28 protein-coding genes are annotated in these 25,664 nt (G+C 44.4%); 23 read left to right on the forward strand and 5 right to left on the reverse strand.

Annotated features, from left to right (window positions below; translation table 11 throughout):
* The first annotated feature begins 9 nt into the window (after positions 1-9).
* From AWH66_RS02865 to flgA, 5 genes are read left to right on the forward strand one after another with little or no spacing between them, the layout of a single operon-like run.
* Positions 10-1,014: a FliG C-terminal domain-containing protein gene (locus AWH66_RS02865; RefSeq protein ID WP_063604507.1), complete on the forward strand. Its 1,005-nt coding sequence runs from the start codon at positions 10-12 to the stop codon at positions 1,012-1,014.
* Between the two features lie 13 nt (positions 1,015-1,027).
* Positions 1,028-2,035, forward strand: a complete 1,008-nt coding sequence (locus tag AWH66_RS02870; protein ID WP_063604506.1) for a hypothetical protein — start codon at positions 1,028-1,030, stop codon at positions 2,033-2,035.
* A gap of 60 nt (positions 2,036-2,095) precedes the next feature.
* On the forward strand, positions 2,096-2,383 hold the full coding sequence (locus AWH66_RS02875; protein WP_083399937.1) for a flagellar biosynthesis anti-sigma factor FlgM: 288 nt from the start codon (positions 2,096-2,098) through the stop codon (positions 2,381-2,383).
* A complete protein-coding gene (locus tag AWH66_RS02880; RefSeq protein ID WP_063604505.1) occupies positions 2,373-2,792 on the forward strand; it encodes a hypothetical protein in 420 nt (139 codons plus the stop codon). The genes AWH66_RS02875 and AWH66_RS02880 overlap by 11 nt, the downstream gene beginning before the upstream one ends.
* Positions 2,785-3,492 carry a flagellar basal body P-ring formation chaperone FlgA gene (gene flgA / locus AWH66_RS02885; RefSeq protein WP_063604504.1) on the forward strand — a complete coding sequence of 236 codons (708 nt, stop codon included), beginning with the start codon at positions 2,785-2,787 and terminating at the stop codon, positions 3,490-3,492. Before AWH66_RS02880 ends, flgA begins: the two co-directional genes overlap by 8 nt.
* A gap of 68 nt (positions 3,493-3,560) precedes the next feature.
* On the opposite strand, the gene AWH66_RS02890 is transcribed toward flgA, so the two are convergent.
* Both AWH66_RS02890 and AWH66_RS02895 read right to left on the reverse strand, forming a co-directional pair.
* Entirely contained in the window at positions 3,561-4,160 is a 600-nt protein-coding gene (locus AWH66_RS02890; RefSeq protein ID WP_063604503.1) for a thiol:disulfide interchange protein DsbA/DsbL, read from the reverse strand.
* Between the two features lie 62 nt (positions 4,161-4,222).
* Positions 4,223-4,576 (reverse strand): hypothetical protein, encoded by a 354-nt coding sequence (locus AWH66_RS02895; protein ID WP_063604502.1) that lies wholly within the window; start codon positions 4,574-4,576, stop codon positions 4,223-4,225.
* Positions 4,577-4,768: 192 nt separating this feature from the next.
* Between AWH66_RS02895 and AWH66_RS02900 the strand changes: the two genes are divergently transcribed.
* The gene (locus AWH66_RS02900) at positions 4,769-5,284 is read left to right on the forward strand and encodes a glycine zipper 2TM domain-containing protein (RefSeq protein ID WP_063604501.1); all 516 of its coding nucleotides are present in this window, start codon (positions 4,769-4,771) and stop codon (positions 5,282-5,284) included.
* 66 nt (positions 5,285-5,350) lie between these two features.
* On the opposite strand, the gene AWH66_RS02905 is transcribed toward AWH66_RS02900, so the two are convergent.
* Entirely contained in the window at positions 5,351-7,438 is a 2,088-nt protein-coding gene (locus AWH66_RS02905; protein WP_063604500.1) for a flagellar biosynthesis protein FlhA, read from the reverse strand.
* Between the two features lie 166 nt (positions 7,439-7,604).
* On the opposite strand from AWH66_RS02905, the gene lafA reads away from it, so the two are divergent.
* The 17 genes from lafA (at position 7,605) to AWH66_RS02990 (ending at position 23,998) form a co-directional block, all read left to right on the forward strand.
* Positions 7,605-8,495 carry a lateral flagellin LafA gene (gene lafA / locus AWH66_RS02910; protein WP_063604499.1) on the forward strand — a complete coding sequence of 297 codons (891 nt, stop codon included), beginning with the start codon at positions 7,605-7,607 and terminating at the stop codon, positions 8,493-8,495.
* Between the two features lie 67 nt (positions 8,496-8,562).
* Positions 8,563-9,885 carry a flagellar filament capping protein FliD gene (gene fliD, locus AWH66_RS02915; RefSeq protein ID WP_063604498.1) on the forward strand — a complete coding sequence of 441 codons (1,323 nt, stop codon included), beginning with the start codon at positions 8,563-8,565 and terminating at the stop codon, positions 9,883-9,885.
* A gap of 12 nt (positions 9,886-9,897) precedes the next feature.
* The gene (fliS, locus tag AWH66_RS02920) at positions 9,898-10,302 is read left to right on the forward strand and encodes a flagellar export chaperone FliS (RefSeq protein ID WP_006074328.1); all 405 of its coding nucleotides are present in this window, start codon (positions 9,898-9,900) and stop codon (positions 10,300-10,302) included.
* Positions 10,286-10,588, forward strand: a complete 303-nt coding sequence (locus AWH66_RS02925) for a hypothetical protein (protein ID WP_063604497.1) — start codon at positions 10,286-10,288, stop codon at positions 10,586-10,588. Before fliS ends, AWH66_RS02925 begins: the two co-directional genes overlap by 17 nt.
* Positions 10,588-11,799 carry a flagellar hook-length control protein FliK gene (locus tag AWH66_RS02930; RefSeq protein ID WP_063604496.1) on the forward strand — a complete coding sequence of 404 codons (1,212 nt, stop codon included), beginning with the start codon at positions 10,588-10,590 and terminating at the stop codon, positions 11,797-11,799. Before AWH66_RS02925 ends, AWH66_RS02930 begins: the two co-directional genes overlap by 1 nt.
* A 2-nt stretch (positions 11,800-11,801) precedes the next feature.
* Complete coding sequence (locus AWH66_RS02935; RefSeq protein ID WP_063604495.1) at positions 11,802-12,236, forward strand: hypothetical protein; 435 nt, start codon at positions 11,802-11,804, stop codon at positions 12,234-12,236.
* Between the two features lie 9 nt (positions 12,237-12,245).
* The gene (locus tag AWH66_RS02940) at positions 12,246-12,953 is read left to right on the forward strand and encodes a sigma-70 family RNA polymerase sigma factor (protein WP_063604494.1); all 708 of its coding nucleotides are present in this window, start codon (positions 12,246-12,248) and stop codon (positions 12,951-12,953) included.
* The gene (motA, locus tag AWH66_RS02945) at positions 12,941-13,807 is read left to right on the forward strand and encodes a flagellar motor stator protein MotA (protein WP_063604493.1); all 867 of its coding nucleotides are present in this window, start codon (positions 12,941-12,943) and stop codon (positions 13,805-13,807) included. Before AWH66_RS02940 ends, motA begins: the two co-directional genes overlap by 13 nt.
* A 13-nt stretch (positions 13,808-13,820) precedes the next feature.
* Complete coding sequence (locus AWH66_RS02950; protein ID WP_240495594.1) at positions 13,821-14,792, forward strand: OmpA family protein; 972 nt, start codon at positions 13,821-13,823, stop codon at positions 14,790-14,792.
* Positions 14,785-15,075 (forward strand): hypothetical protein, encoded by a 291-nt coding sequence (locus AWH66_RS02955; protein ID WP_038229787.1) that lies wholly within the window; start codon positions 14,785-14,787, stop codon positions 15,073-15,075. The genes AWH66_RS02950 and AWH66_RS02955 overlap by 8 nt, the downstream gene beginning before the upstream one ends.
* A 424-nt stretch (positions 15,076-15,499) precedes the next feature.
* Positions 15,500-16,957, forward strand: a complete 1,458-nt coding sequence (locus AWH66_RS02960) for a protein adenylyltransferase SelO (RefSeq protein ID WP_063604491.1) — start codon at positions 15,500-15,502, stop codon at positions 16,955-16,957.
* Positions 16,958-17,118: 161 nt separating this feature from the next.
* The gene (locus tag AWH66_RS02965) at positions 17,119-17,847 is read left to right on the forward strand and encodes a response regulator (protein ID WP_006074338.1); all 729 of its coding nucleotides are present in this window, start codon (positions 17,119-17,121) and stop codon (positions 17,845-17,847) included.
* A gap of 3 nt (positions 17,848-17,850) precedes the next feature.
* Entirely contained in the window at positions 17,851-19,305 is a 1,455-nt protein-coding gene (locus AWH66_RS02970) for an ATP-binding protein (protein WP_063604490.1), read from the forward strand.
* A gap of 104 nt (positions 19,306-19,409) precedes the next feature.
* Entirely contained in the window at positions 19,410-20,660 is a 1,251-nt protein-coding gene (locus tag AWH66_RS02975) for an ABC transporter substrate-binding protein (RefSeq protein ID WP_063604489.1), read from the forward strand.
* A gap of 241 nt (positions 20,661-20,901) precedes the next feature.
* Positions 20,902-21,900 carry a TRAP transporter substrate-binding protein gene (locus AWH66_RS02980; protein WP_063604488.1) on the forward strand — a complete coding sequence of 333 codons (999 nt, stop codon included), beginning with the start codon at positions 20,902-20,904 and terminating at the stop codon, positions 21,898-21,900.
* Positions 21,901-21,980: 80 nt separating this feature from the next.
* Positions 21,981-22,634 (forward strand): TRAP transporter small permease, encoded by a 654-nt coding sequence (locus AWH66_RS02985; protein ID WP_063604487.1) that lies wholly within the window; start codon positions 21,981-21,983, stop codon positions 22,632-22,634.
* A gap of 2 nt (positions 22,635-22,636) precedes the next feature.
* A complete protein-coding gene (locus AWH66_RS02990; protein ID WP_063604486.1) occupies positions 22,637-23,998 on the forward strand; it encodes a TRAP transporter large permease in 1,362 nt (453 codons plus the stop codon).
* Positions 23,999-24,030: 32 nt separating this feature from the next.
* On the opposite strand, the gene AWH66_RS02995 is transcribed toward AWH66_RS02990, so the two are convergent.
* On the reverse strand, positions 24,031-24,219 hold the full coding sequence (locus AWH66_RS02995) for a hypothetical protein (RefSeq protein ID WP_006075546.1): 189 nt from the start codon (positions 24,217-24,219) through the stop codon (positions 24,031-24,033).
* Positions 24,220-24,315: 96 nt separating this feature from the next.
* Positions 24,316-25,662: a sigma-54-dependent transcriptional regulator gene (locus AWH66_RS03000; protein WP_063604485.1), complete on the reverse strand. Its 1,347-nt coding sequence runs from the start codon at positions 25,660-25,662 to the stop codon at positions 24,316-24,318.
* Between the last annotated feature and the right edge of the window lie 2 nt (positions 25,663-25,664).

Below are 25,664 nucleotides of genomic sequence, written 5' to 3' on the forward strand. Positions count from 1 at the left end.
GGGACGTGTATGGATGACAAGCAAACTTATCAGTCTGTGGATGGTGTCGCCATGTTGGTATTGAGCATGGGCGAAGATATTGCGTCTGAGGTTCTCAAAGGATTTACTCATGAAGAGATCAAACAGATTACTCATGCGATGAGTAAAATGAAAGACATTAAGGCTAAAGATGCGCTGGTTTCGTTGTCCGGTTTTTTTGATGATTTTAGAAAGCACTCGGGCATTCTAGGTGGAACACGACAATATATAACCAATGTCTTGGAGAAGACGCTCAACGGTAACTTAGCACGGGATTTGGTATCCGAAATCTACGGTGATGAGATTCGTTCGCACGCAGAAAAACTGGCTTGGATTCCGCCCGATTTGTTGGTTAACGACCTCAAAAAAGAACACATTAATTTGCAGGCGCTACTGATTGCTCATTTGCCACTCGAGTACAGCGCTAGAGTCATGGACGAATACGATGAACAAGAGTGCCACGAGTTGATTCTGCAAATATCCAAAACACAGGTTTTGACCTCTGGGTTAATGGAGACGCTAAAGGATCTTATCGATCGCTGCAAAATCAATTATCACAGTGGCGGATCAGCAAGCTTACAAGGCTCAAAGGTGGTGGCAAATCTTATTAATCGCTATTCCGGCGATAAGAGCAACTTATTCCAATTCCTTCACGACCATGATGAAGAAGCTGCTGAGTTGGTAGAAGAAGCGATGTTTGACTTCTTCACTCTGTTTAATCAAGACCTTGAAACTATCAACCTCATTAATGAAAGAGTCAGTCTTGAGTTATGGGCATACGCCCTTAAAGGGACAAACAAAGATTGCCGCCTGTACATCATCAACTCTATGCCACAGCGGGTTTCTACTGAGCTAAAAGAAAATTTGGTACGTATCGGTGCTGTGCCCGTAAGTCAGGTAGAACAGGCTCGAAAAGAAGTGATCGACATTGTTAAGCAGATGCAGTCTGAAGAGATAATTAAGCTCAACTTTGCCAACGAGCCACGTTTGACCTAGTGGGAGAGGTAGGATGAAGTTAACCGGGATTACACAGAGGAAAAATCAGGTCAATCCAGCGAGTGCGGGCAAGATAAAACGTCCGGAGAAGCTTTCGACGCGCCAACCCTCATCAGTATTGTTGCACCAGAAAATGATGCAGATGAACTTGCAAGAACGCCCCAAGCTTATCGCAGAAGTGTCCGACTCGCACAAGATGTATAGCCGCTTAATGATGGCCGGAGAAGTTCTAAGAACTGTCGCAAGTGAACTTATCAAACTTAGACAGATTGCTGAGTTGGTACATTACAGTCCAGATCAAGCCAACCAAATCGATACCATTAAGAAGAAGTTACTGTTTTGGAGTCAAAAGCGTTTGTTTGGTCACTATGTCGTGGATTCTAGCTTTGCTCCCATTCAAACCGATAACCCTCTCATTGAATTTACGATACCAGGGCTCGATTTCCAACGAGAGCGTTTACGAGATGAGGTGGTGTCGCTTTACATCAACAATCGGCTGGTGGCGTTAGCCTTTGAACGTACAGAAGACCGTGAAGTCTTGCTAGAGCAATTTAAGATGATGTTTGCGTATGCCCATTTGCAGTTACGACTTAACCAACAACAAGAATTTGTGATTGGAATGCGAGATGAGCATTGGCGTGCGTGGGACGGCCAAGTTTTCGTTTCCGGACAGGGTGGTCGTTATGCTGAAGGTGCTCCGATAGCCGTTCAAGCTCAAGCCTGCTATCCAGTGCTAGATACTATTGGTCGTTTACTGGTGAATGAATCAGGTGCGATACAGCACATCGAAGCACTGCTTGAGCGCGTCAATAAGCTGTATTTAGCGCTATCGAAAGTACTAAAAAACAAAAAAGTACGAGCAAATCAACTCATTGCATTTTGTACCCACCCTGAATTGGAGCAGTTTGGCAGCTTTAAACAGCATTTAGCGAACAACCCAGAATTATCGTTGAAGTCCATTCATCGTGGTTTTAGCGGCCCTAGCCGCGACAACGTTATCAAGCTACTGAGAAAAAGGTGAAACAGACGTGAAATATTGCCGTTATAGTTAATTAGAAGTGAGCAGAGTGAGTAACGGGATATGAGTCAAATCAAGATCGACAATGTGAAGCATATAGTTCCGCATACCCAAGTTGATGTGGTTCAAAACAAAAAGGTTGAGCCAGACCAAAAGGTCAAGGTGAAGCAAATCAACCTGTCACAACATGAAGTGGACTTGTTGGAAAATGCGAAGAGCTTTTTTGACGGAGTTGAAGATATTGATAGTGCCAGGGTTGAACAAATCAAAGCGCAAATAGCCTCGGGGGAATTGGTGTTTGATATGGATGAGCTAGCGAAAGTTATAGCGAGACTAGACCATGGGAAATAAAAGCACGTTGATAGGCTACATTACCTATGGTCAGCATATTTTGGAGTTCTCTCGCCAGCTATCTTCTGGACTAGACGATATTCGCGCGGCGATACTCGATCGGGAATATCAAAAATTAGAGTCGCTTAACCAAGCCATCACTTCACTGACTCATCGATTGGCTGAAGCCGATCTAAAGCGCTACGCAATGGCAAAGCGGTTGGGTTGTCAGGACAGGCAATACACCAAAGTGATACAGGCAAAACTACAAGGTGGGCTGCTACAACGAGTTCAAGCTTTGGATAAGCAGATCGAACAATCGATTGGACAATGTAAGACCAAACTTGAGCGCCAAGGTAATATTATGCTGATGCAGCACCAAGCGATGGAGGAAGCGCTTGGAAAACATAAGTTAAGGATTAATGTCTAAGACTGGATTATTGCTCATATTGCTTATCGCATACGGCTGCATCATCAATATGCAAGCCGCTGTTGCTTCGAGTTCTGAGTTAGAGCAACACCTTTCCACTCGTATTCATTCGCTGATAGAACAGACCGTTCGCTACCGCTACCCACAACAGTATCAACTTGATGTCAGCATTCGTTTTTCAAAAGCTATTCATCAGATCCAGCCATGCTCAAAACCAGTCGCAATTCATCATCGTAGTGAGATTAAACTGGGAAAGCAGAAGTGGACATTACGATGTGAAGCTCAGAGGTGGAGTTTATCTGCAACTTCGTCAGCCAGTCTTACTATCTGGGCAGTGACAGCCGATAAAGCGTTGCGAAAAGGCCAGCGCTTATCTCCCTCCGACATCGCAATAAAGCCGATTACACTTTACACCGATAAAAAGGTATTTTTTAAACCCAGTGAAGTCGTGGGAAGTAAACTGAAGCGCTCAGTGAATAAGGGGGAATTGTTGACCACATCTCGTTTGTATCTTGATTATGATGTGGAGAAAGGTCAGGCCGTTGATGTGCTTTACCAGTCTGAGACGATACGGCTAGAGACGTTGGGAACGGCTCTTGAAAGTGGTTTAGTCGGCGACACGGTATCGGTTCAAAATCAGCAGTCAGGGAAACTGTTGCGAGGCGTTGTGATCAAGAAAAATCAAGTGAGAGTGTATTAACGAAAAAACCTAGAGCGAAGGTGACGCTCTAGGTTTTTGTTATGCTTTTCTGAGCAGAACTAAAGCCATTACAGCGTGAGCAGGTAGTTCACTAACTCGTTGTACTCCTTATAACTTTTAATACCTGTCGGCTGAACGATGTATTTGTTGTTAACCAATACGCCAGGTACGCCAGTTAATGTACTCGCATTAAACTGCTTATCAAATTTCTTCTGCATTGAGTTAACGACAAAGCTGTTGTACGCCGAGTCAAAGGCTTTGCCATCAATACCATTACTGACAAAGATTTGTTTGAGTTCTTGCTCGTTATCCGGTCTTTTGCCTATTTCGTGGATCTGATTAAACATCGCAGGAACCATCTTATCTTCTACTTTTAAGGCAACCATGGTGGCGTACGATTTTGCCATTGGTATTGCCATATCATTGCCCATAAACGCAACGTGCACTTTCTCAAATTTAACGCCATCAGCTAGCGCAGGCTTGAGGTTTTCTACTACGGATTCGAATTTGTAGCAGTGTGGACAATAAAATGAAAAGAATTCGGTTACTTTGGGTGTGGCTGACTTTTCAACATCCAGTACTTTGTAGTGGGTACCTTGCTCAAATTTAGCCGCAGAAGCCGATACGCTGAGTAGTAGCGCAGAAAAAAGGGTAAACAATGCCTTCATTGGGATAACTCCAAAAAATAAATAGGGTGCGAAATCTCGCGTTAAATGCTGGGAAAACGGAGTTATGCGATAGGAGGGCGAAAAAGGGTTTGAATTCTGCCAATTACTTTGCCTATGTCATCAATTGACATTAAGGCGAGCGACGTGGCGCCCGAGTTAAGTACTACCAATGATTGTCCACAAGGAACTTTAAGCAAACAAAATGAGGCACAGCATTGATGTGGATTAGCCATTTCTACTTTGTTTGATAGTGCTTTGTTAGAGACAACTGAGTTGGTGTGGCTATCGAGTGTTGAGAGAGTATGGGAAAAGGCTTCGTTTGACTCGTTACTGATCGCGACAAAACTCACCATCAGCATAACGACTGATAGGAACAGAGCTAGTGTAACGGTAAAACAACGAGAAAACATGGTCATCAAACAACGATTAGGACGCGAGCATCATACCTTAGGAACATTAAAAATACAGGTTTACCATCACAGTTTGACGCTGCGCTAATAGTGCTCTGACTCTTTACCAGACAATGACATAGAATTCATTCACCGCTGAAATACACGGTTCTTTTCTCCTTATCATGCAGCCAAAGTAACAATAATTAGGAGAATTACATGAACAAGAAAGCAGTGGCGCTGGCCGTAATCGCGATATTGGCAATGTCTGGTTGTCAAAAAGAGCAAGAAGCTCCAACGGAAGCCAAAATAACTTTCGTAGAAGCGGTGACCAAGGCAATAAAAACGCCGCATCAAGAGTGTAATGATGTAGTGGTGACGAGACAGGCTGAAGTTAAAGACGAGAATAAACTCTTAGGGACGCTAGGTGGAGCGGCCGCAGGTGCTGCATTAGGTAATCAAGTTGGTGGAGGTTCGGGCAAAACCGTCGCAACGGCAGTCGGCACTGTAGCGGGTGCTATGACAGGAAGAAAAATCCAAGAAAATGCTCAGAAGAATGACACCATAAGTACAACAGAAAGACGCTGTACAACAAAATACACCACGTCTACCAAAGTGGTCGGCTACGATGTCACTTATGAAGTCGCAGGTACACCAACGACTATCCGAATGGATAGCAAGCCAAAGACGGATGCTTTTCCGATTGTCTCAGGACAAGTTGTTGTTCCCCAATAATCATCTCTGCCCCCAAAAAGAGTTGATTGATGCCGAGTTATTAGCGTAGCTCGGCCTTTTTCGACACTACTCGACATCGCCAAGTACGTTTAACCCATACTCATTCGGAATTTCGTTGTAGCTAAGCACGATAAGCTCCTTTGCAAAAGCCTTGGCTAATTTAGCCACCATAGGCCGTGTGGTTGGTGGAACAACGATAACGGGTGGCAGGTTTTGGCTTTGCATGGTTTGTACTATGGTTGGCATACGATTTTGAAACCTCTGCAAGACAGAAGGCTCGACAGGGATGGCATCTAACGGAATGTTTGGGTCGCTTTGTTGGCTAAGAGAAATCGCGCCCTTAAGCTCATTTTCCAACGCAGAACCGATAGTAAAGGCGTTAATGGTTTTGTTGTTGGGTGATACCAAATTCACTATGGTACGCTTTAACGCCACACGAATATTTGATGACAGCAGAATTGGGTCTTTAACGGTATCGATACTTTCGATAATGGTGTTCGCCATGGTTCGTACATTAATGATTGGCACTTGCTGAGCAAGCAACTGGCGAATCACTTGCATTTGCAAGTTAGGCGAAATAACGTTGGCGAGGTTTTCCGCCAGTTCAGGGTGGTGAATAGCGAGTCGATGATTGATGGCCTTAACATCATCATAATTAAAAATATTATCGAGATGTTCACTGCATACCTTACTGACGTGAGTTGCAATTACGTCATACACCTCAATGACTTGAAATCCGAGGTTAATGGCTTTGGTTTTATCTGCTTGATTGATCCACAGAGCTGGAAGCTGATAAGCAGGGTCGACACCCACGATGCCATCTAGTTCAGGATGATCAATTCGGTTGCCCACAGCCATGGATTTATCGGCATAGACTTCACCACGTTCTATTTCATCACCATCAATGCTAATTGCGTATTCTGAGGGTTTGAGCGCGAGATTATCGGTGATGATCACTTCTGGAATCACAAAGCCAATTTGTTCGCTCAGTGTTTTTCGGCTGCCGCGAATACTCTTGATCAGATTGCCTCCTTTTTTGTTACTGGCAAGAGGCACCAATTTAAATCCCAGAGAGAGCGCTATCACATCGACATTGGGAATGATGCTCCAATCAATTGTGCTTTCATGATTGGTACGAGGTAAAGAGTCTACATCAGATTCAACCTGTTCTGGGGTAGCCTGAAACTTAGACTGGCGCCAACCGACAAATGCCAGCAGGACAGTGAAAGTATAGAAAGCCAGATGAGGCATATTCGGCACACTACCTATGACGAACATTACGCCCGCCGCCATATAAAGGTTGTTTGGCGAGGCGAGTAACTGCCTTTTTACGGTTTGTGCCATGTCATTATCGTTGTCACTAATACGCGTCACGATAATGGCAGCGGAAGTTGCGAGTAATAGTGATGGGATCTGAGCGACGAGGCCATCACCGATGGTAAGTAAAGCGTAAGTTTGAAATGCGTCTTCTGCGGAAAGTCCATGCTCAAAAATCCCGATCAGCACCCCACCGATCAAGTTGATGAACAGGATCAATAGTCCGGCAATAGCATCGCCTCGGACAAATTTACTCGCCCCGTCCATTGCGCCGTAAAATTCCGCCTCTTCACCGACTTCTAAGCGTCGAGCTTTGGCTTCGTTTTGGTCTATGGCACCTGCATTGAGGTCGGCATCGATTGCCATCTGTTTTCCTGGTAGCGCATCAAGAGTAAATCGCGCAGATACTTCTGAGATCCGCTCGCCACCTTTGGTGATCACCACAAAGTTAATGATCATCAGAATCACAAACACCACAATACCAACAACGTAGCTACCACCAATAACAACTTCACCAAACGACTGAATGACTTTACCCGCAGCATCGCCACCGTTATGGCCCTCAAGCAAAACGATACGGGTTGATGCCACATTCAGAGTCAAACGAAGCAATGTCGCGACCAGAAGTAGGGAAGGAAAAATAGAAAAGTCGAGAACTCGAGTGACGGTACTACTGACCAGCAGTACCACAATAGCCAGCATGATATTAAAGGTAAAAAACGCATCAAGCAGGATCGGAGGTAATGGCAGAATCACCATCGCTAGGATCATGAGTAATACGATTGGAATCGTTAGCCTTGATGCCACTGCCTTAAATACGTTTCCCATAACAGCCATTTTTGTGGTTATTGTTGATTAAAATACTAGGATATTTTTCACGCACTTCTCATTTTTGAGTCTTGCAATTTTAACGTTTAGTGATTTTTTTCGAAAAAATATGAAATGGAATTTTTCCACTGTCGTTAGCAGTAACTGAACAGCAAACAAAGATGGGGATCATCAGATGGCTATATCAGTACACACTAACTACGCAAGCTTGGTCACGCAGAACACGTTGCAGTCGACAAACAGTGCGTTAACTAAATCTATGGAAAAACTGTCTACCGGCTTTCGAATTAACTCAGCTGCGGACGATGCGGCGGGCTTGCAAATTGCTAACCGTTTGGAAGCGCAGTCTCGTGGTATGAATGTAGCAATGCGTAACTCACAAGATGCTATTTCGATGCTGCAAACGGCAGAAGGTGCTTTCGATGAGATGACAAATATCGCTTATCGTATGAACGACCTAGCGACTCAAGCGGCTAACGGTACGAATACTACAGCAGATTTAGCGGCATTGGATTCAGAGTATCAACAGTTAGGTGAAGAGCTAGCGAATATTTTAGCAAACACTAACTACGGTGGTAACAATTTGATGAGTGGTACAGGGGCTTTTGATGCCACTATCGATTTCCAGATAGGTAGCACTTCAGCAGAAACATTAACATTCGATACAACGGTTGGCGGGGCTTCATCTGCTCTGGCCGACATTCAGACTTTTGTTGGTACTACTGGAGCACTGGGTATTGGTGATTTGACAACACAAGCTAACGCACTTACTGCTATGGATGCATTGACTGGCGTTCCAGCTACGGCAACGGACAATGGATTTGTCGGTAACCTAGGTGAAATTCGCTCTACATTTGGTGCCACAATCAATCGACTAGAACATACCATTACCAACCTCGGTAATATGACGGAAAATGTGGATGCTTCTAAAGGTCGAATTATGGACACTGATTTCGCTTCAGAATCGGGCAATATGAGCAAACAACAAATGCTAATGCAATCAGGGGCATCAATGCTTAGTGCATCGAAAATGGTGCCTCAACTAGCGATGAGCTTATTAGGATAATCTTAGTAATAGCCATGCCAAGGAGGGGAGAGCTGTACCTCCTTATTGGACTAAAGAGGGAAGGATCATGAACGTTGATGCGGTGCAGCTCGCCAGTAATTTTGCCAGCTTAGATGTGCAGCCTTTTGAGTTGCGCTATAACCAAAAATTGTCAACAATTTCGTCTAAGACTTCTGCCATCAACAAAGTCAAAACCGCATTACAATCTCTCGAAGATAAAATCTACCAGTTTACAAAAACCGGCTCTAGTCTCACTCAAACTTCAACATCAATCTCTAGTGAAGACTACTTTTCGTTAACCACTAGTCCAGGTGCTGAAGACGTTAATCTTGATGTCTTCGTTAAGCAGATGGCTTCTAATCATCAAGTCGTATTTGATGCTAATTCTACCGATCCGAACGATGTTATGGTTACGGCTGGAAGTTTTTCGGTGACTCAAGGTGGGGTCACGACCAATATCAACATCATGGATGCTGATACCGACATTAGTGGTGATGTCACCTACAGTGAATTTGTCACTTACTTCAATGACCAGTTTGACGGTTCAATGCAAGCAACGTTGGTGAAGTCGCAAGGGGCGATGAAAGTATTGTTTGGTTCCGACAATGAAGGGGCTGATGTCAGTTTCACCTTATCTGCTGATGCGGCAAGTGGTTGGGAAACTACGGTAGCAGCGGCAAGTGCGGCTCCGTTACAAGTTGGTCAAGATGCCATTATTGCTCTCGGCAATGAATTTGGTACGCAGCTGACTAGTTCTAGCAATACTTTCGAAGACTTAATAGATGGTGTAGACCTCAAGGTTCTCAAAGCCAACACCAGCGGTGATACCGCGACTAGTATCAATATAGGCGATGATATATCAGCCACCGTAGCATCGCTGCAAGAGTTTGTAGATGCCTACAATAACGCCGTCAGCGAAATCACCAACTTGACTCAATCAGGAAACGAAGATGAAGCACGGGGCGTGCTCGCTTCCGACAGCACAATACGCAATATCAAAAATCAATTATCCAATGTTATTAGGGCTGACTATGGTGGGACTCGACTATTTGAGTTGGGGTTAGAAATTGATCGCGACGGCAAATTGAATTTGGACTCGGATACGTTTGAAAGTGAGGCTTCTAACATCGATTTTGAAACGCTATTTACAGGTACGGGCGGTGTGTTTGAGGCGTTTGAAACTCAGTTAGAGAGCTATATCGACTTCTCAAACGGCTCGCTCAATCGCCGAATTGATACCTTGAACGATGAAAAGAGTCGTATCAACGACGCCCTATCCGCTTTGGATACGCGTTATGAAACCTATTACAACCGTTACCTTGCCCAGTTTACCCAATTGAACTCACTAAGTAGCCAATTGGATTCTGTTTCCGGACTTTTCACGGTTTAGGGAGAAACCGCCATGCTATTAGGAAAACAGCAACAAGCTAACTATGCCAATGTTCAAGTCGCTGCTAACGCATCGGTCTCATCGAGCTTTGAGTTGATATGTATGCTACATGAGCGTCTGATTCAGGAGTTAGAAAGCGTTAAATACGCGATAGAACATAAGGATCTTGAGCTCAAATCCAAAGCTTCTCAAAAATCCATTGATATCTTAGTTGGGCTAGACGCTTCTCTCGATTTGTCGACAGGTGAAGCTTTGATTCAGAACATCCATGCACTCTATGAGCATGGTATTGCGACTGTGTTTGAAGCATCTAAGGAAATGAATACCGAGCTCATCGACAAGCTTATTGAAGTGATGACTGATCTTAAAGAGGGATGGGAAGGCGCAATGGAGTGGCTTGATGAAGCCCAGTCCTGAACAAGTAGAACGTCTTGTTCTCAAGCTAGAACAGGCGGTCATCAACAAACAATTTTCTGAGATAGAAAAGCTAAATCGTTTGCTCAAACAGGTGCTGCTAACCATAGAGCAATCACATCCGAGCTATCTGCCTCTGGTAGTGCGGTTAAAAAGTGTTCACAACCAATGCAGAGCATTAGTAGAGCATGAACAAGTCATCCTTAAACAGCAGCTTAGTGACAATTCAAGTCTGCGCGAGCGAGATAAAGCGTATGCTCAGACACAGGTGAGAGCAGGAGAACAGTAATGGAACTGCAAGGGAATATGGCATCAAATAGTTGGGCGACCAATGGATTGGTTTTCGACTTGCTGTCGGCGGTGGATGCTACGGTGAAGAGCAATTCGACCTCTACGGCTCTCAGTTCATTGTCTTCTGAGCTTGGGGAAACCCGAATGACGCCACTCGCTCAATCATTTCAAACACTATTCTCAGTGCTTAATCAGGTGCAGCAGTCCTTGCCTATTGAACTAAGCGTCGCAGTCTCTGAGATCGGTGTTCACGGGGTTAATGAGAGCGGCAAGAATCAACTCAATGCGACACCTTTAGAACCAATAAGTCTGTTGATGCTTGAAGAGCCTGCAAATACACCGAGTGCTAGCTTGCCTCTGCCAGCAGAACAGTTACCGCTTCGACTAAATGAAGTTGCACGCTCAATCGCAGCTTCTATCCAAGTGCTAGCATCGTCATCGCAACCCCACCGTTTTTCTTTTGAAGCTGACGAGTACAAAAATGATGAAGTGCTAGTGACTTCAAACGATACCTCCTTTTCTCAACAGGTGCTGAGTGCTGTGATATTGGATGTTAAGGACATATGGCTACCAAAGGACGTTCCTCAGACTAATCCCATTTTGCTCAACTTGGAGTCGTCGTTGCCCAGCATAGCGTCTAAGGCTAGCTCTATGAACCCTTGGACACCAGCAAGTTTAAAGCTTAGTGCGCAATTACCTCTTGGATCAATCACCCATCAATCCGTAGAAGCGCTGTATCTAGCCAATGAAACTACAGCAAGTCGGGTAGCACCGACCATTGAGGTAAGTAAAGCGTTTGACGTAGATAGTCAAAGACAAATTCACCAAGTATTGAGAGATAAAATTCAGCTTCAATTGGACACCATGAATCAAGCGGCTCGAATACGCTTTGATCCACCTGAACTTGGCAAAGTGGAGATGCACGTAAGAGTTGATGGCGAGCGGGTCACGATACAAATGAGCGCTACATCCGCGACCACGCGAGAGGCAATTTTGGCAACGTCAGAACGTTTGAGGGCGGAGCTCGTCGCACAAAATAGTGAGCTGTCTGAGGTGAATATTTCCTTGGAACAATCGCCTTCACAGCAGTTTCAATCTCAAGAACAGAACGAGCAGTCAGAACAAGAGGTGAGCCCGCAAGCGAATGATCTTTCCACTCAAGATAACAGCGATGTTTTGGAATATCGTGCTTACATTGCGAGGGCTTAAGGATGACTAAAATTATCGTTACGTTCATCGTTACTCTCGCGCTCTCGGTCACAGGTTTCTGGTTTTACCAAAGTAATACGCTGAATATGGAGTCCTTCACCGCTTGGCTTTCACCGAAAGAACCAGAGCCAGCCAAAATGCAACAGGTTGAAATTCAGCTGGAAAATGTACTGGTGCCTATTAACCTGGGCAATCGACAAAGCTTGCTTTTGCTTGATGTTTCTATGTTTACCCCACAGAAAAATGGCGCATACGTGTATGAGCAATTAAGCCGAATTAAGAACCGCATCATCAAAAAATTCAGCGTCAAAGAGGCTTCTTATTTCTACAACAAACAGTTTATCTATGTGATTCAAGATGATCTCAAAGATGACTTGGATGAGCTACCGAGCTTACAAGTTGGCGATGTACTTGTCACCAAAGCGGTATTTCAATAGGTCGCTACTATGTTGATGCAGCCCAAATACCAGCACACCCAAACTAACGACCAAGCAACGTTGCAGGAGTTAGAAAAATTGGTGCTGCAACAAAACATCAAGCTGATTAACGGACTGCTTTATCAATATCGTTACGCGGTAGATGAAGGAACGTTTGAGGATTTACGGCAAACGGCCATGATGACTTTGGTCATCGAACTTAGGAAGTTTGATCATGTTGCTAATGATGATTTTCGACGGGCGGTGGCGGTGCGAATTCGAGGCGAATTAGTCGATGAACTCAGGCGTCGCGACTATATGGAGCGAGATAAACGCCAATTGGTGAATCGAATTAAGCACGCTGAAAGACAATTAGTTCAGCTGTTGGGAAGACAGCCCACTACCAATGAAATTTGTCGTCATTTAGGCATTGAAAGTAATGATTATCAACAAGCGATGACGTTAGTGGATGTGTTTGATGATATTGAGTTGGAAACGGTGGTGACAGCCGTTCCGGAGACAGACAGAGAAGTGCTTTTTAATGAGGTGAAACAAGTATTGAATACGCTCCCAGAGATGGAGCAGCGCATTCTTTACTTGGTTTACGTGAAAAGTTTAAGCACCAAAGAGACGGCACTGGTCCTCGATATCAACGAAATCAAAGTGCATCGATTAAAGCACCGAGGTTTAGACATTCTCAAGAGTAGAATGAAGGAGAGTGATGTATGCAAAAACTAATCGGTATTGTTATCGTGCTGAGTGTTATCTTTGGCGGATTCATTTTTCTTGGTGGGAAGTTCGAATTTATCTTCAAGCTGTCGGAAATCATCATCATTTTTGGGGCGGCATTTGCCAGCCTATTAATGTCTACTACGTCTGCAACGATGAAACTGATGGCTCAACAAGTTGGCATTGCTTTTCGTTCTGCGCCTTATAACAAGGACTATTATCAACAGCTATTATCGTTAATGTTTGAGCTAATCAACACTGCACGAGTTCAGAATATCAAAGCATTAGATATCCATGTTGAGAATCCTGATTCAAGTAAAATTTTCAATAAGTATCCAAAGATCACGAGTGACGCTCTCACGACTCAATTCATTATTGATTCATTTCGACAAGTAATTACTGGTAAGCAATCGCAACACGTATTGGAAGCATTTCTAGAAGAAGAAATCGAGCATCTGGAGGATGAATATACCAAGCCCTCCGAGAAACTGCACGCTACCGCTGAGGCTATGCCGGGACTCGGTATTTTAGCTGCGGTAATGGGGATCATTCTGACGATGCAAGGCCTTGACGGTGAGATCAGTGAGATTGGTCAGAATATCGCTGGCGCTCTGGTGGGAACATTTACTGGGGTGTTTGGTTGTTATTGTGTGCTTGGACCAATGTCTAGCAGTATCAAAGATGTTTCTGAGAATCAGTTAGCGCCACTACTGTGTGTGAAATCAATCCTGTCTGCTTACGCTCAAGGTCAATCGGCACACATGTGTGCTAATGCTGGACGCAAGAACATCGAAACTCGTTATAAACCGTCATTTGTTGAGCTAGAAAAAGCAGTCGAAGTGCTCAGACAACAGCCTTCATAAGGCTAAGGAGCGAATGATGGAACAACCAAACGTCATCATCAATAAAAAAGGGCGCCGTAAGCGTGGCGAGTTGCAACACGGCGGATGGAAAGTTGCCATGGCAGATTTGATGATCTCGCTAATGTGTCTTTTCCTCGTGTTGTGGATATTGCAAGTCGTCGATGTGGATGACCAGAAGAAATTGTTGAATTACTTTGCTTATGGCAATGATCCCATCATGCACTTAGGAACTAACGAAAGTGGCGGTAACTCAATTAACCCACTGCCATTACCTCATGTAGCAACCTCTCATTACGACGCTGAGCTGCATCGCATTAATGACACTTCTGTACTTGAGGGTGAGTTTAATAGCCAGCAAGAACTGGAAGTTTTGGCGCAGCGAGTTAAACAAGAGTTATCCGGTATTGATGCCCTCGGTAGCGTCAGTGTGTTCGTAACACCTCAAGGCGTGAAGTTAGTCATCGCAGACTCTGATAAAGGCCCGATGTTTTTCCGAGGTGGCGCCAAGGTAACGCCTTTCTATCAAGACTTATTGCTGAACTTAGCCGGATTACTAGAAAAAATCGAAAACAAAATGATTATCACCGGACACACGGATGCAAGTCGTTATAAAGGAAGTCGAATGACTAACTGGGAGCTTTCTAGCAATCGTGCTAATAGTGCCCGTTACTATTTGGATAAGGGTGGTCTTCAAGAGCGCCATATTTTTCAAGTAACGGGAATGAGTGATACGGCACCTATTGACTTTAATAATGCCAAATCCGGTATTAACCGCCGTATCGAGTTGTATATTTTAACCGCTGAAACTTTGGCGCAATTGAACAAGGTTTACAAAGCCTTTGCCTTAGAACAAGCGACCAGACCTTCGCCACTGGCAGAAAAAGAACTCGACACAGTTTTACGAGAATCGCACCGTAAGGCGCTGCAACAAGCAGAATATAATCAGCCAGTTACATCATTTGAAGTGATGAATCGTTATGACTGAACTCATTCACTCTGTGCTGAACATGCGAAAGTGCTTAGCCTGGTTAGTGGTTATAGATTATGTATTAATTGGTTTTTACGTCTATTTGGCAACGAGTTTAGTATATTTTGATGTTTTTCTTATTGGGGTTTTGATCGCACTGTACAATATCCTGTTGGTGACCGTTGTCGTCAATCAGCCGCCAGGCTTTATTTCACTGGATAGAGATAAGCACCTTGTTATCCCAATCTGCTTTGCAACTTTTCTTGGTTGCACCATCGTTGTTTTGACCGTTTTCTGGTGATTTTTTGGTACTATTTCAAAGATTTTTGCCAACAGCGTTGCAAAAATAACCATTTAGGCCTAAGTTGTAATGGTAGTGTAATAAAAAGGAGTGTTTGCCTATGCATCAAGAAATGATTCAACCTTCCAACCTCGGCGTTATTAGTCGCACTTGCCTGTTCTCTCTCGGTACAGTGGTAGCCATTCTGGCTATGCTCTAATAACTTAGACTTCTTAGGGGACAGCCCAAACGCAGACACTTTGTTTAGTAGATGGGCGTTCCTCTAGGCAACGTAAATCGTTCATCCTTTTCTCTTCCTGTTATAGAACTTCTTTTTTCTAATACCCATACTTTTCGTTAATACCCACACTTTTCGTTTGTTTTCTATCCACTGTGACTCGCTATACTCTAAGTAATTGTTATTAAGACTTGTATAGAGCCGCCTATGTTTTCGCTGGATTCATTATCCGTTTCTCATCGCTTTTTAGCTCTGCCGAATAGCTTTTACACCCAAGTTGAACCGACACCTCTCGACAATCCTCGTTGGGTTGCATGGAATCAAGAACTGGCAGGTGAACTCGGGTTTCCAGAGGTGGTTGAAGATGAACCTGCCTTACTTGATGTGCTCTCGGGCAGTGTATCGAATGAGCATATCAAGCCGCTGGCAATGAAATACGCGGGTCATCAGTTTGGTATTTATAACCCTGATTTAGGTGACGGTCGTGGTTTGCTGCTGGGGGAAGTCGCAGGAAAATCAGGGCAGATTTTCGATCTTCATCTCAAGGGCGCGGGTCAAACACCGTATTCGCGTATGGGGGATGGTCGGGCGGTTCTACGCTCGACAATTCGAGAGTATTTGTGCAGCGAAGCCATGGCAGGGTTAGGTATTCCCACCACTAGAGCATTGGCAATGATGGTCAGCGATACGCCTGTGTATCGAGAACAAGTGGAGCAGGGGGCGTTATTGGTGCGTGCTGCCGACACGCATATTCGCTTTGGTCATTTTGAACATTTCTTTTATACCGGTCAGCATGAGCAGCTTCGTCTGTTGGCTGATAAAGTAATAGAGTGGTACTTCCCTGATTGTTTAGACGCTGACAAGCCCTATGTTGTGTTCTTCGCTGAAGTTGTTCGATTAACCGCAGAAATGATTGCTCACTGGCAAGCCAAAGGGTTTGCTCATGGGGTGATGAACACCGATAACATGTCGATATTGGGTCAGACATTTGACTATGGCCCGTTTGGATTTATGGATGACTACGAACCGGGTTATATCTGTAATCACTCCGACTACCAAGGCCGTTATGCGTTCGACAATCAACCGTCCATAGCGATGTGGAATCTCACCGCGTTAGCTCATGCTTTGTCTCCACTTATCGATAGAGAAGACTTAGATCATGGATTGGAAACCTTTACGCCAATCTTGCAGACAGAGTACAGTTGCCAAATGCGCGACAAGTTTGGGTTGTCGACCAAGCAGAGTGAGGATGGAGATTTCTTTAATCGAAGCTTTGACCTCATGGAAAGTGAAAAAGTTGATTACACCCGATTCTTCAGAGCTCTATCGAATATCGATAGAAGCGGTATTGCCCCTGTTGTTGACCTGTTTATTGATCGAGCTAAAGCGCAAGCGTGGGTAGAAAGCTACCTGCTACGTTGTATGTTAGAAAATGATTCCGAAGCCGAGCGCTGCCGAAAAATGCGTTTAGCGAATCCAAAGTATATTCTCAGAAATTATTTAGCCCAACAGGCCATAGAACTTGCCGAGAAAGGCGACTTTTCACTGGTTCATCAGTTGGCGGATTTACTTAAATTCCCTTACGAGGAGCAAGCAGAACATGAAGAATTTGCCAAACTTCCACCTGAATGGGGTAAACGTATGGAAATCAGTTGCTCATCATAAAGATGAATGAATTTGTTAACCCTTTATGGCTAAAAAGTATCATCATGTCATTTTTGTGACCTTGCGCAAATTCGAGCTGCAAATTTTATAAACGAATCAATAATAAAATTTCCCCTAAAGCCTTACACTATAGGGAGTAAGTGCAGACTTAAGGAAATAAAATGCAGGCTAAGACGCACATTTTGGTTGTAGATGACGATGAAGAGATCCGTCTCTTACTCGATGAGTATTTGACGAAATCTGGCTTTCAAGTTTCTACTGCTGAAGATGGGGTAGAAATGGAGCTGTTCATTAAGGCTAAAGGCTACCCGGATCTTATCCTGCTTGACGTCATGCTACCGGGAGACGATGGCTTTACTCTTTGTCAGCGTGTTCGACGAGATTCGCAAGTGCCAATTATTATGCTGACCGCAGTATCCGATGAAACCGATCAAATTATTGGTTTAGAAATCGGTGCTGACGATTACATTGCGAAACCATTTAGTCCGCGTCAGTTGATGGCTCGAATTAAAGCGCTATTGCGTCGGACTCATCTCAATGGCGATAAGGCAGAAGAAACGCCACCAAGAACGATCGATTTTGGCGACTGGCATTTGGATACCATTGCTCATCGTATGACCAATAAGGTGAATGGCCGCACGCATGATCTATCCGGTAGTGACTTTGCGTTGCTAATGCTGTTTTTGTCGCGCCCGAATGAAATTCTTGACCGCGATACTATTTCGTTTGCAACTCGTGGCCGTGAAGCGCTGCCTTACGAACGTGGTATTGACGTTCAGTTAAGCCGAATTCGAAATCGATTAGGCACCAGTAAAAACTTTCCTCACTACATTAAAACCATGCGTGGTAATGGGTATATTCTGTCTGTCCCAGTGGAATATGGCCAATAACACATGTCTCGAACTCATTGGCTAAAGCGTTTTAGCCCTAACTCTTTAGTCGCGAGAACACTGCTGCTGACGCTGTTGGCAGTCGTGTGCTCTCAAGGTGTACTCACGGCAATTTGGTACCAAAAAACCAAGCAAGATGAGCTATCTGGTATTCGTGATACCTCTGCTAGTATGGCGACCATGTTCGCCTCAACGGTGACCTTTTTCCAAAAACTCCCGATTAAATATCGCCATATTGTTCTCGACCAGATACGTAATATGGGTGGTACTCGTTTCTTCGTTTCATTCAATAAAGAAGAGCTTATCGTTGACCCGATTCCAGACACACCGCTTAAACTGGCGTCTATGGATTCGGTGACTAAAGTGCTGGAAGAGAAGCTACCGACCATAGAAGCTGTAAAGGTGAATTTCTCGAAAGCAGAGAATTTACGACTGCTTAAAAACGATATTTTTATTAAGGATCTGCCTAAGTCTTGGGCGCACCATACGTTAACGCTAGGTCCACTAGACCCGCCGATTCTGGTAGTCCAATTGAAGCTTAATCAAGATGAGTGGATCTATATCGCGGCTTTATTGCCTTCGCCATATATTCAGCTCGAAGACACCATGCTGACTCAAGATCAAATGGTGTTCTTATTTACTTCTACAACCTTGCTGCTGATTCTGACTTTCCTTTTGGTTCGTGCTCAAGTTAAACCTTTGAGAAGGTTGGCTAAAGCTGCGAATGAAATGAGTATGGATATCGACCAGCCACCTTTAAGAGAAGCTGGCGCTTCTGAACTCGTGACGGCAACGCGTGCATTTAACCGTATGCAGACACGAATTCGCCAGTATGTATCTGACCGTGAACACCTGTTTTCCTCTATCTCTCACGATTTGAAAACGCCTATTACACGTTTAAGGCTGAGAGCAGAGCTTCTGGATGATGATGTCAGGCGAGACAAGTTTAACCAAGACCTTGATGACCTTGAAATGATGGTGAAAGGCGCGCTGCAGTGTGTGCGTGATACGGATTTACATGAGAACAATGCCTACATTGACCTCAATGAGATGATTCGCAGTGTTTCAGAGACGCATAACCAAGTTCATACTTTGGTTAGTTTCACCGCGTTTCCCATGGAGCCTGTGGTTGTTAAGCCACTAGCCATTAAACGAGTGCTGACTAACCTAATCGATAATGCGGTTAAATATGGCAACCGAGCATTTGTCAGCATTGAAGAGAATCCCAAATGGATCATCATTACCATTTTGGATAAAGGTCCAGGTATTCCGGAAGCTCGCATCGAAGAAGTGTTCGAGCCATATGTTCGCATTGCGACGGATAAAGAAGGACATGGTTTAGGTTTGGGGATCTGTCGCAGTATTTTGCACGGTCTTGGCGGCGATTTGATCATTCGCAATGCAGATTTTGGTGGGTTAGAAGTACAGGTGTTTATTCCGCCCAACCTAGAGGCCTAAGCGAGCTAGCTATTGAATTAACGTCAGACTGAGCGTTAAAGTCACTGAACCCAATAACTCGATATCACCATGGTGATATCGATGCACAGATAACGGCAACAAATATGCGTAAATCACTACTAGCTTTACTGCTTACTTCCACAATCTTTCCTACTTTTCTGCAAGCGAGTGAAGTCGAGGTGTTGCACTGGTGGACATCTGGCGGTGAAGCTAAATCGGTTCAAATCCTAAAACAGAAATTGGAGCAGCGAGGTTATACTTGGAAGGACTTTGCCATTGCTGGTGGCGGTGGTGAGAGCGCTATGACAGTACTGAAAACTCGAGCGGTATCGGGTAATCCTCCATCAGCTGCTCAGATTAAAGGTGAGGATATTCAAGAGTGGGGAGGTTTAGGTTTTCTGACCAATCTTGATGATGTAGCCAAAGCTGATGGCTGGGATGAGGTATTGCCACCTGTTGTAGCAGAAGGCATGAAGTACGATGGCAAATATGTTGCTGTTCCAGTCAATATCCACCGAGTTAACTGGCTCTGGGTCAATCCACAAGTACTAAAAAAATCGGGAGTGGATGCGGTTCCAGAGACTCTAGAACAGTTCTTTGCTGCCGCAGAAAAAATCAAAGCTGCGGGTTTCACACCGCTTGCCAATGGCAGTGGCCCTTGGCAAGACACAACACTATTTGAAACCATCGCCCTTGCGGTACTAGGGCCTGACGATTTTCGACAAGCGTTTGTCAATCTAGATATGGATACTTTGTCGAGCAACAAAATGGCGAAGGTGTTTGAGACGTTCGGCCGAATGCGTGAATACATGGATGAGGACGTCCAAGGTCGAGAGTGGAACGTGGCAACCAACCGAGTACTTAATGGTCAGGCAGCTATGCAGATCATGGGAGATTGGGCCAAGGGTGAATTTACCGCCGCAGGAAAAATTCCGGGTAAAGATTACCTTTGTGTTCCCGCGCCGGGTACTAAAGGACAATTCATCCAGAACGTCGACAGTTTCGCCTTCTTTGATATCAAAGACGAAGCAGAAGTGAACGCCCAGAAAGCGCTCGCCAGAACCATCATGGATAAGCAGTTCCAAGAAGTGTTTAACTTGAATAAGGGCTCTTTCCCAGTTCGAACCGATATGGATATGCACGGTTTTGATAAGTGCGCTCTGGATTCCAGAAAAACATTTGAGCAAAGCATCGAAAATGGCGGTTTAGTACCTAGTATGTCGCAAAATATGGCGACAACGAGTTATGTACTGGGTGCGATTACGGATGTAGTCTCCAACTTTTTTAACGATCCAAAAGCTGACCCGAAGAAAGCTGCTCACAAATTAGCGAAAGCGGTTAAAGCGGCTATCTAGTAACGGCTTTACCGTTAGAAAAGCGGAGATTGCCATGGGTAGAAATGGGCTTGTTTCTACCCTTTTTCGTTTAATAAATGTGTCACTTTCCACCCATTTCAAAGGCTCGTTCTACACTTGATAATAAAGATCTATTATAACTTGTTGTAATTATAGATTTTTTTTGATTGGCATCGTTATTGCTCTAACAAGATTATCAGTACCCATTGATGGGACTGCATTAATCCAAAGGAGAATAATAATGTTAAAGCCTCTATCCCTACTGTCTGTTTCTGCTATTGCTCTAGCAAGTTTTAATGCCGCTGCGGCGTGTGATCCAGGTGAGATTGTGATTAAGTTTAGTCACGTAACCAACACCGACAAACACCCTAAAGGTATTGCCGCATCATTGTTAGAAGAGCGTGTGAATACAGAAATGAACGGCAAAGCGTGTATGCAGGTATTTCCTAACTCAACTCTTTACGATGACAATAAAGTTCTCGAAGCCCTTTTAAACGGCGATGTTCAACTTGCCGCTCCTTCACTTTCTAAATTCGAGAAATTCACCAAGAAGTACCGCATCTTCGACCTACCTTTCCTATTTGAAAACGTAGACGCCGTGGATCGTTTCCAAAACTCAGAGTCGGGTGAAAAACTGAAGAATGCGATGAATCGTCGTGGTCTACAAGGTCTGGCGTTTTGGCATAACGGCATGAAACAAATGTCGGCGAATAAGCCACTTCTTGTTCCCGGTGATGCGAAAGACCTGAAATTCCGCGTTCAAGCTTCTGATGTGTTAGTTGCTCAGTTTGAACAGTTAGGCGCAAACCCTCAGAAAATGTCATTCAAGGAAGTGTATGGCGGCCTGCAAACGAAGGTTATCGATGGCCAAGAAAATACGTGGTCAAATATCTACGGTAAGAAGTTCTTTGAAGTTCAAGATGGTGTAACTGAAACCAACCACGGTATTCTTGACTATCTTGTAGTGACTTCAAAGGAGTTCTGGGATGGTATGCCGGATGACACTCGTGAGCAGTTCGCGCAGATCTTAAAAGAAGTGACTGAGACTCGTAACTCAGAGTCGAGCAAAGTTAACCTAGCAAACAAAAACAATATTGTTGAAGCAGGTGGTGTTGTGCGTACTTTGACTCCTGAGCAACGTCAGCAGTGGGTTCAAGCTCTGCAACCTGTTTGGAAAAAGTTTGAGAAAGACATTGGCGCGGACTTGATTGAAGCCGCTCAAGCATCAAACCAACAATAACCTCGATATTCATTGTTAAGGGCCCCACGGGACGTGGGGCCTAACCCTCTGTCCCTACTATTACAAAAGCGATGTATCACATGGAACAGTCTCTTATTTCTCGTATTGGTAAAGTGACCGATGCTTTTGAAGAAACGCTGATTGCTTTCTTCCTTGGCGCGATGACTTTGCTCACTTTTGCTAACGTTATTTCTCGTTATGTATTTAACGACAATATCCTTTGGGCTCTTGAACTTACCGTATTTATGTTTGCCTGGATGGTCCTTGTTGGCGCGTCCTATGGTGTTAAAAAACACTTTCATATCGGTGTGGATGTTGTCATCAACATGGTATCGGAGGATAAGCGCAAACGGTTTGCCATTGCCTCGGTATTAGCTTGTTTGGTGTTCTCTATCTTATTGCTCATCGGCTCGTGGAACTACTGGTACCCCTTTGCCACAGACCGAGCTTGGTATGAAACCGATGATATTCCCATGCCTGAAGTTTTGCAGTTTTTAGCTGACTGGTTAAATGAAGGTGAACGTTACGAAAAACTGCCGCGCTTTATTCCTTACATGGCACTGCCAATTGGTATGGCATTACTGACCTTTAGATTTGCTCAAGCCGCGTACCAAATAATGACTGGTAAGTTAGATCGACTGATCGCAGGTCATGAAGCTGAAGAAGACCTAGAAGCATTAAAAGCGGAAATGCAAGACAACGCGTTTGACAGTGTTAAAGACAAGGAAAAATAAGCATGGATATTCTATTACTCTTTTTAATGGTGGTAGGCTTCATGCTAATTGGCGTGCCTATTGCCGTGTCACTGGGTTTGTCCAGTATCTTGTTCCTACTAATGCACTCGGACGCATCGTTAGCATCTGTAGCGCAAACCTTGTTTAACGCCTTTGCTGGCCACTACACGTTACTTGCAATTCCATTCTTTATTCTGGCATCGAGCTTTATGTCGACGGGTGGCGTAGCAAAGCGCATCATTCGATTTGCGATTGCTATGGTCGGTTGGTTCCGCGGTGGTCTTGCAATGGCGTCGGTGGTGGCGTGTATGATGTTCGCAGCGCTATCGGGTTCATCGCCTGCAACTGTGGTGGCAATTGGTAGTATTGTTATCGCGGGCATGATCAAAAATGGCTATACCAAAGAGTTTGCTGCTGGGGTCATTTGTAATGCCGGTACTTTAGGGATTTTGATCCCGCCATCCATTGTAATGGTGGTGTACGCTGCAGCAACAGACGTGTCTGTTGGCCGTATGTTCCTAGGTGGCGTTATCCCCGGCCTGCTTGCGGGCTTGATGCTAATGATCGCCATTTATATCGCTGCGAAAGTAAAAGGATTACCAAAGCAACCATTTGTAGGCTGGAAGGAAGTGTTCGATTCCGCTCGTGAGGCGAGTTGGGGTTTGCTGCTAGTCGTGATTATTCTTGGCGGAATTTACGGTGGTGTATTTACACCAACAGAAGCCGCTGCGGTCGCCGCAGTGTATTCATTCTTGATTGCCAACTTTATCTACAAAGATATGGGGCCATTTGCTGATAAGGAAAATACCAAGCCAGCGATTGTTAAAGTGTTCCAAGCTTTTGTGCATAAAGACACCAAGCATACTCTGTTTGAAGCAGGGAAACTGACCATCATGCTCCTATTTATCATTGCTAATGCTCTGATCCTTAAGCATGTATTAACAGAAGAACGTATTCCTCAAATGATCACTGAGTCAATGCTTTCGGCGGGTCTTGGTCCAATAACCTTCCTCATTGTGGTGAATGTCCTATTGCTTATTGGTGGTCAGTTTATGGAGCCATCTGGCTTGTTGATCATCGTGGCACCGTTAGTATTCCCTATCGCCATTGCGCTGGGTATCGATCCGATTCACCTTGGCATTATGATGGTAGTGAACATGGAAATAGGGATGATAACTCCTCCAGTTGGCCTAAACCTGTTTGTCACCGCAGGGGTGGCGAAAATGTCGATGCTGGGCGTGGTGAAAGCGGCACTGCCTTGGGTTGCTGTTATGTTCCTATTCTTGATAATTGTTACTTATGTTCCGTGGGTATCTACTTGGCTTCCGACTACATTAATGGGACCAGAAATCATTACCAAGTAACCATTTATTAATGACAAAAAAAGAGGAGGTCGCTAGACCTCCTCATCTATATGCTTGATATTCTGCGTTCTTGGATCCGGCTGAGAGCGTCTTTCATAAAAAACACGTCTGCTTTGTTTTTTCCTTCTGTCTACAGTTTCGCTGGTGCGATGCTCAACGTAAAAAATACCATCGATTTCTACCGTATCAGAAATAAAGGGAACCTTTGTTTTTTCGCCCATAATTGTCTCCCTACGTGTTCTTATACTCAATTGTTATGCAACGTCCTGTCTATATAATTTAAGTATAGGAGACTTGGCTCACACTTCTACAGTATTTTAGTAAGAGCTTTTGTAGGATTCCTTAATAAGCTGATATTTCTGCATTTTATCGTACAAAGTTTTTCTAGGAACGTTGAGTTTTTCCATTGTCGCCTTGATGCTACCATTGGCTTCGATAAGGGCATGCTCAATGACATTTTTTTCGAATAGCCCCACTTGTTCGGCGAGAGACTGTCCTTCTTCACTTTCCTCTTGATTAGGCGTGCCTGCTTGAATTTTACCTAGTAGGACAAAACGCTCTGCACAGTTTCTTAGCTCTCTTACATTACCGGGCCAATCATGACCAATAAGTTGACTGAGCTCGTGAGGAGTTAATGCATTGGCCGTTTTTCCATAGCGTGAGGCGGCGACAAGCTGAAAGTGATGGAATAGTGAAGCAATATCGTCTTTACGCTCTCTTAGAGGAGGTAAATCCAAAGTCACGATATTTAAGCGGTAATAAAGATCTTGGCGAAAGGTACCTTGCATCGAAGCTTGGTTTAGATCGGTTTTAGTGGCGGCGATAACGCGGATATTTAAGGGAATGAGTGTATTAGAACCGACTCGTTCAATGGCTCTTTCCTGCAATACTCGAAGTAGTCTTATTTGCGCTTGCATTGGCATCGATTCTATTTCGTCCAAAAATAAGGTTCCGCCTTCTGCGTGTTCAAACTTACCTATACGTTTGCTCTCTGCGCCGGTAAACGCTCCTTTTTCATGGCCGTATAGCTCGCTTTCAATTAAGTTCTCTGGAACTGCGCCACAGTTTACCGCGACGAAATTACCGTCTTTTCGAGAGCTCTGTTCATGTAAAGAACGTGCAACTAACTCTTTGCCCGTACCCGTTTCTCCAAACAGCAAAATATCGGCATCGGTATCGGCAACTACGGAGATAGTGGAGCGGAGTTCTTGAATCACATTAGTGTCACCGATAATCCTCGGTCCAAGTGTTTGGCTTGCTTTTAGTGAGCGCTTAAGGCTCTCATTCTCAAGGGTAAGTTGTCGCTTCTCAATTGCTCGTTGTGTTATCTCGATGAGACGTTCAGCAGAGAAGGGTTTCTCGATAAAATCATAAGCACCATCTTGAATGGCTTGAACCGCCATCGAAATATCGCCGTGCCCAGTAATAAGGATGACGGGAATACCTTGGTGGTGGTGGGTGACAGTATTGAGTAAATCAAGACCTGATAACCCTGGTAGACGAATATCGGAAATAATGGCAAGCGGAAGGTCATTTTGTTTTAGACACAACATGGCATCTTCAACAGATGCGAAGAATCGTGCATCAATATCGGCGAGTTCGAAGCTTTGTTCCAACGCGGCTCTGATATCAGCTTCATCATCAATGAAAAATACTTGGCTCATAA

The sequence above is a fragment of the Vibrio barjaei genome (genome assembly GCF_001639065.2).
Lineage (GTDB): Bacteria > Pseudomonadota > Gammaproteobacteria > Enterobacterales > Vibrionaceae > Vibrio > Vibrio barjaei.

What these genes read in the sequence shown, in the direction of transcription:
- AWH66_RS02940 (WP_063604494.1), top strand. Translation starts at nt 12,246, where the DNA reads ATGTTGATGCAGCCCAAATACCAGCACACCCAAACTAACGACCAAGCA.
- AWH66_RS02995 (WP_006075546.1), bottom strand. Translation starts at nt 24,219, where the DNA reads ATGGGCGAAAAAACAAAGGTTCCCTTTATTTCTGATACGGTAGAAATC.
- AWH66_RS02980 (WP_063604488.1), top strand. Translation starts at nt 20,902, where the DNA reads ATGTTAAAGCCTCTATCCCTACTGTCTGTTTCTGCTATTGCTCTAGCA.
- AWH66_RS02975 (WP_063604489.1), top strand. Translation starts at nt 19,410, where the DNA reads ATGCGTAAATCACTACTAGCTTTACTGCTTACTTCCACAATCTTTCCT.
- AWH66_RS02935 (WP_063604495.1), top strand. Translation starts at nt 11,802, where the DNA reads ATGACTAAAATTATCGTTACGTTCATCGTTACTCTCGCGCTCTCGGTC.
- AWH66_RS02950 (WP_240495594.1), top strand. Translation starts at nt 13,821, where the DNA reads ATGATGGAACAACCAAACGTCATCATCAATAAAAAAGGGCGCCGTAAG.
- AWH66_RS02970 (WP_063604490.1), top strand. Translation starts at nt 17,851, where the DNA reads ATGTCTCGAACTCATTGGCTAAAGCGTTTTAGCCCTAACTCTTTAGTC.
- motA (WP_063604493.1), top strand. Translation starts at nt 12,941, where the DNA reads ATGCAAAAACTAATCGGTATTGTTATCGTGCTGAGTGTTATCTTTGGC.
- fliS (WP_006074328.1), top strand. Translation starts at nt 9,898, where the DNA reads ATGCTATTAGGAAAACAGCAACAAGCTAACTATGCCAATGTTCAAGTC.
- AWH66_RS02865 (WP_063604507.1), top strand. Translation starts at nt 10, where the DNA reads ATGGATGACAAGCAAACTTATCAGTCTGTGGATGGTGTCGCCATGTTG.
- AWH66_RS02990 (WP_063604486.1), top strand. Translation starts at nt 22,637, where the DNA reads ATGGATATTCTATTACTCTTTTTAATGGTGGTAGGCTTCATGCTAATT.
- AWH66_RS02925 (WP_063604497.1), top strand. Translation starts at nt 10,286, where the DNA reads ATGAAGCCCAGTCCTGAACAAGTAGAACGTCTTGTTCTCAAGCTAGAA.
- AWH66_RS02870 (WP_063604506.1), top strand. Translation starts at nt 1,028, where the DNA reads ATGAAGTTAACCGGGATTACACAGAGGAAAAATCAGGTCAATCCAGCG.
- AWH66_RS02960 (WP_063604491.1), top strand. Translation starts at nt 15,500, where the DNA reads ATGTTTTCGCTGGATTCATTATCCGTTTCTCATCGCTTTTTAGCTCTG.
- flgA (WP_063604504.1), top strand. Translation starts at nt 2,785, where the DNA reads ATGTCTAAGACTGGATTATTGCTCATATTGCTTATCGCATACGGCTGC.
- AWH66_RS02985 (WP_063604487.1), top strand. Translation starts at nt 21,981, where the DNA reads ATGGAACAGTCTCTTATTTCTCGTATTGGTAAAGTGACCGATGCTTTT.
- AWH66_RS02875 (WP_083399937.1), top strand. Translation starts at nt 2,096, where the DNA reads ATGAGTCAAATCAAGATCGACAATGTGAAGCATATAGTTCCGCATACC.
- AWH66_RS02895 (WP_063604502.1), bottom strand. Translation starts at nt 4,576, where the DNA reads ATGACCATGTTTTCTCGTTGTTTTACCGTTACACTAGCTCTGTTCCTA.
- AWH66_RS02880 (WP_063604505.1), top strand. Translation starts at nt 2,373, where the DNA reads ATGGGAAATAAAAGCACGTTGATAGGCTACATTACCTATGGTCAGCAT.
- AWH66_RS02930 (WP_063604496.1), top strand. Translation starts at nt 10,588, where the DNA reads ATGGAACTGCAAGGGAATATGGCATCAAATAGTTGGGCGACCAATGGA.
- AWH66_RS02905 (WP_063604500.1), bottom strand. Translation starts at nt 7,438, where the DNA reads ATGGCTGTTATGGGAAACGTATTTAAGGCAGTGGCATCAAGGCTAACG.
- AWH66_RS02955 (WP_038229787.1), top strand. Translation starts at nt 14,785, where the DNA reads ATGACTGAACTCATTCACTCTGTGCTGAACATGCGAAAGTGCTTAGCC.
- fliD (WP_063604498.1), top strand. Translation starts at nt 8,563, where the DNA reads ATGAACGTTGATGCGGTGCAGCTCGCCAGTAATTTTGCCAGCTTAGAT.
- AWH66_RS02965 (WP_006074338.1), top strand. Translation starts at nt 17,119, where the DNA reads ATGCAGGCTAAGACGCACATTTTGGTTGTAGATGACGATGAAGAGATC.
- lafA (WP_063604499.1), top strand. Translation starts at nt 7,605, where the DNA reads ATGGCTATATCAGTACACACTAACTACGCAAGCTTGGTCACGCAGAAC.
- AWH66_RS02890 (WP_063604503.1), bottom strand. Translation starts at nt 4,160, where the DNA reads ATGAAGGCATTGTTTACCCTTTTTTCTGCGCTACTACTCAGCGTATCG.
- AWH66_RS03000 (WP_063604485.1), bottom strand. Translation starts at nt 25,662, where the DNA reads ATGAGCCAAGTATTTTTCATTGATGATGAAGCTGATATCAGAGCCGCG.
- AWH66_RS02900 (WP_063604501.1), top strand. Translation starts at nt 4,769, where the DNA reads ATGAACAAGAAAGCAGTGGCGCTGGCCGTAATCGCGATATTGGCAATG.